This is a genomic window from Nocardia sp. 852002-20019_SCH5090214 (genome assembly GCF_001665865.1).
GTDB classification, from domain to species: Bacteria; Actinomycetota; Actinomycetes; order Mycobacteriales; family Mycobacteriaceae; genus Nocardia; species Nocardia nova.
In genome coordinates, this window is record NZ_LZMK01000325.1 from 1 (window position 1) to 825 (window position 825).

1 protein-coding gene is annotated in these 825 nt (G+C 57.1%); it reads right to left on the bottom strand.

Translation table 11 applies throughout. The features are described from left to right. Positions 1 to 395 precede the first annotated feature (395 nt). The coding region (locus tag A5780_RS42200; protein WP_231983094.1) for a hypothetical protein at positions 396 to 825 on the bottom strand (430 nt) is incomplete at its 5' end.

Genomic DNA, 825 nt, shown 5'->3' on the forward strand with positions numbered 1-825 from the left:
CTGACGTGTGTGTACTGGCCGGCCAGATCGCGGGTCAGGTCGCGGTGTTCGCGCATCACCCGTAGCCAGGGCCCGAGTGCTGGAATTCCAACCGGCACATCACCAGCCAAACGGGCGACATCCGGTGGCTGTCGAGCGTGAGGTGAATCGGGTGTGGTGGTGGTCATGAAACCCCCTCGAACGCCGACACTTTCGTGTCAACGAATGCAGGAATTGGTGAAAAGCTTTCTCCCCCGAGCGCTTTCGTTCTACCAGAATCCCTCGATGGCGGCAACGAATAACCAGCGGTCTTGCTGGCGAAGAGGCGCGCTCGAGGTCGATCAACGGCGGTGTTCACGACGTGGTGCTCACCAATCGGCGATGGGCGGGAAAAATTTCGAGGGATACTGGGAGTATCAATTTTCGCCGCTGTCGCACGTAAACCCATCTCTATGTGGGGCTAGCGCGGGTATATATAAAAACTCTATCCCTTCAACGCCTGGCGAACCATAATTTTCCGCGTTTTGATGGTAGGGCAACTGCTCCTGCTTCGAAGGGAAATTGATTGTGGATCCGATGGTCGTTCTTTCCTGGATCGATACCGGCTCTGCGGCAGTCTCGAACGGACTGACGATCGCCGCCCAAGTGCTCTCGCTCGTCCTGCCGTTCCTCTGAACTGCTGAAACGGCGGATCGGCGCCCCGGGTCAGTCGGCGTTGACGACGCCGGGGCGCTGATTCCCCGAAAAGCCACACCATTCATTCTTTTCATCTTTCCCTCCCTCCATTCGAAGGGTTTATTCGGCATGCCGAAAACAGGATTCAGAAACGCCAAGAGAAGAACCGCG